Genomic DNA, 2,934 nt, shown 5'->3' with positions numbered 1-2,934 from the left:
CGTCCCTCTTCTCCGTTTGGCCTGGCGAAGCCCAAGCGCGCTTGTCAAGATGCCGCCGCACTGCCCGGAAGACCGGGGTGCCCAACGGCGTCTTGACAAGTGTGCTTGCCTGAAAGGAGGCCAAACGGAGAAGAGGGACCCCGCCCACCGCAGTGGTAAACGGGACCACAGGACCAACGGTCACCGGCCGGCAGAGCCCTGTCCCCTCTTTTTTGGAGGTCTGCCCCGCCGGCGAGGCGTGCTCTTAAGCTCTTGACTTCACGCTTTCAGGCCCTCACCCCGAGCCGTCAACCACCAAGCCCCGCCCACCCCCAGGACCAGAGCCACGATCGCGGTCCACACCGCAACCCCAAAAACCGCGAACTGCAACAAAACCCCAAACCCCACCGAGGACACGGTCCGGGTCAAAGCCTGCCCGGTCTGCACCACAGCCAGCCCCGATGCCCGCAACGACTCCGGAACCAGCGGGCTGACCCGAGCCGACAACACCCCATCACTGCACGCGTAGAACAACCCGTGCAGCACCAGCGCAACCACAGCCCCCGCGTACCCGCTCCCAGGCGCCAGCAACAGCAAGTACACCGCCAGCAGCAAAACGTGCCCCCCGAGGAACACGTTCCAACTCCCCACCCGGTCCGACAACCGCCCCATCGGCGTAGCCGCGACCAGGAAGACCAGCGCCGTCCCCAACGGCAACAGCGGCAACAACCCCTGCGGAATCCCGGTCGCCTTCTGCACCAGGATGAAAACGAACGCGTCCGACAGCGTCGCCAACCCCAGCAACCCGGGCGCCACCGCGACCCGCCGGTACCGCCGATCCCGCAACAGCCCGACCCCGGCCCGGAACGACGGCGCGGGCCCGGCAGGCTTCGCCGCCCGGTGCTCCCGCACAAAAGCGACCAGCACGATCACGCCCACGAACGCAAAACAAGCGCTGACCGCAAAAACCGGCCCAGCCACGATCCCGATCTGCGTCATCAACAAGAACGTCACCAGCGGCCCCAGCAACGCCCCGGCCGTGTCCATCGTCCGGTGCAGCCCGAACGCCGCCCCCAACCGCTCCGGCGGCGTGGACAACGAGATCAGCGCGTCCCGCGGCGCCGTCCGCACCCCCTTGCCCGCCCGGTCGGCGGCCATCGCCGCCCCGATCCCGAACGCCGAGGCCCCCACCGCCGGGAACACCAGCTTCGTCACCGCGGACAACCCGTACCCGAACACCGCGACCGCCTTGTGCCGCTGCGTCTTGTCCGACAGGTGCCCGCCCACCAACCGCAGCACCGCCGTGGCCCCGGTGTACACCCCGTCGAGCACCCCGAACTGCGCGTAGCTCATCTGCAGCGTGAACAGCAGGTACGCGGGAAGGAAGGCGGTGACCATCTCCGCGGACACGTCGGTGAGCAGGCTCACCGCGCCCAGGGCGAAAACGGTGCCCGGCACCCGCCCCTTCACTCGATCAGTGGGACGGACGGATGCGACGTACATACCCCCCTAATCGACTACTCACCGTGCCTGTTACGAGTTTGGGGCGAGGAACACGTCGCGTAACGACCCCTACCACCCGGCCGATGTCGCGGTTATGCCTTCGTACCCGCAGGCCCGCGTCCCGGTGGGCGCTGTCACGGTGTGGTCCGTGAGCGAGGCCGACCTCGCCCGGCACGTCTCCGCAGCCTGGAGCGACGGGGAGGGCGGCGCCATCGTCACCGCCAACGTGGACATCGTCCGCGCCGCGACCCGCGATCCCGCGCTGGCCGCGCTCATCGCCCGCTCCGAGGTCGTGGTCGCGGACGGGATGCCCGTGGTCTGGGCGGGCCGCATCGCGGGCGCGAAGGTCCCGGAGCGGGTCACGGGCTCCTCGCTCGTGTTCACCCTCTCCGAGGCCGCCGCCCGCGCGGGCCGCTCCGTCTACCTCCTCGGCGGCAACCCCGGCGTCCCCGAGGCCGCCGCCCGCGCCCTCACCGCCCGCTACCCCGGCCTCCGCGTGGCGGGCACCGACTCACCCCCGTTCGGCTTCGAGACCGACCCCGACCTGACCGAGCGCGCCGTCGCCGCCTGCGCCGCCGCGAACCCCGACCTGGTCCTCGTCGGACTCGGCTTCCCGAAGCAGGAACGCCTCATCGAACTGCTCCGCGACCGCCTCCCCGACACCTGGTTCCTCGGGTGCGGCGCGGGCATCCCCATGGCCGCGGGCGAGTTCCGCCGCGCCCCCGGCCTCGTCCAGAGGGCGGGCGGCGAGTGGCTCCACCGCCTCGCCCTCGAACCCCGCCGCCTGGCCCGCCGCTACCTGCGCGACGACCTCCCCTTCGCCCTCCGCCTCCTCGCGGGCGCCGCCCGCACCCGCTTCCGCCGCCCCACCTCCACTCACCCGAGCGCCACCCACCCCAGCTCCACTCACCCCACCTCCACCCACCCCACCTCCACCCACCCCAACCCCACCCACCCCAGGGAGTACTGACCGTGCCGCTAGCCGTGGTCGTGGTGACCCACCGCAGCGCCGACGTGGTCGCCGACTGCCTCCGCTCGGTCGCCGTCGCGCTGGAGTCCACCCCGGACAGCCGGATCGTCGTCGTGGACAACGCCTCCCCCGACAACACCCTCGACGTCGTCCGCGCCACCGCCCCCGACGCGACCGTCGTCGCCCGCCCCGCCAACGACGGCTTCGGCGCGGGCGTCAACGCGGGTTTCGCCGCCGCCCCCGGCTGCGACGTCCTCGTCCTCAACCCGGACGTCCGCCTCGCCCCCGACGCGATCGACCTCCTCAAGGCCGCGCTCGCCGTCCCCGGCACCGGCGTCGCCGTCCCCAGGCTCGAAGGCGAGGACGGCCACCACCAGCTCTCCCTCCGCCGCGCCCCCACCCCCCTCCGCGCGCGCGGCGCGGCCGTCCTGGGCGGCGAGCGCGCCGGTCGCACCCCCGCCCGCGGCGAGCTGGTCGTCGAC

The 2,934-nt window shown here is 72.2% G+C and carries 3 protein-coding genes; 2 read left to right on the top strand and 1 reads right to left on the bottom strand.

Annotated elements, in window-relative coordinates; translation table 11 throughout:
• Positions 1-258: 258 nt before the first annotated feature.
• Complete coding sequence (locus ACTUAL_RS31675) at positions 259-1,482, bottom strand: MFS transporter (protein WP_440902796.1); 1,224 nt, start codon at positions 1,480-1,482, stop codon at positions 259-261.
• A 148-nt stretch (positions 1,483-1,630) separates the two neighbouring features.
• Here ACTUAL_RS31675 and ACTUAL_RS31670 point away from each other — a divergent pair, with 148 nt between their 5' ends.
• Positions 1,631-2,452 (top strand): WecB/TagA/CpsF family glycosyltransferase, encoded by an 822-nt coding sequence (locus tag ACTUAL_RS31670; RefSeq protein ID WP_440902795.1) that lies wholly within the window; start codon positions 1,631-1,633, stop codon positions 2,450-2,452.
• A gap of 2 nt (positions 2,453-2,454) precedes the next feature.
• On the top strand, positions 2,455-2,934 hold a 480-nt coding region (locus ACTUAL_RS31665; protein ID WP_440902794.1), incomplete at its 3' end, for a glycosyltransferase.

The sequence above is a fragment of the Actinosynnema sp. genome (assembly GCF_052038725.1).
The sequence above is the reverse complement of the archived record's forward strand: the minus strand, read 5'-3'. Positions and strand labels throughout refer to the sequence as shown.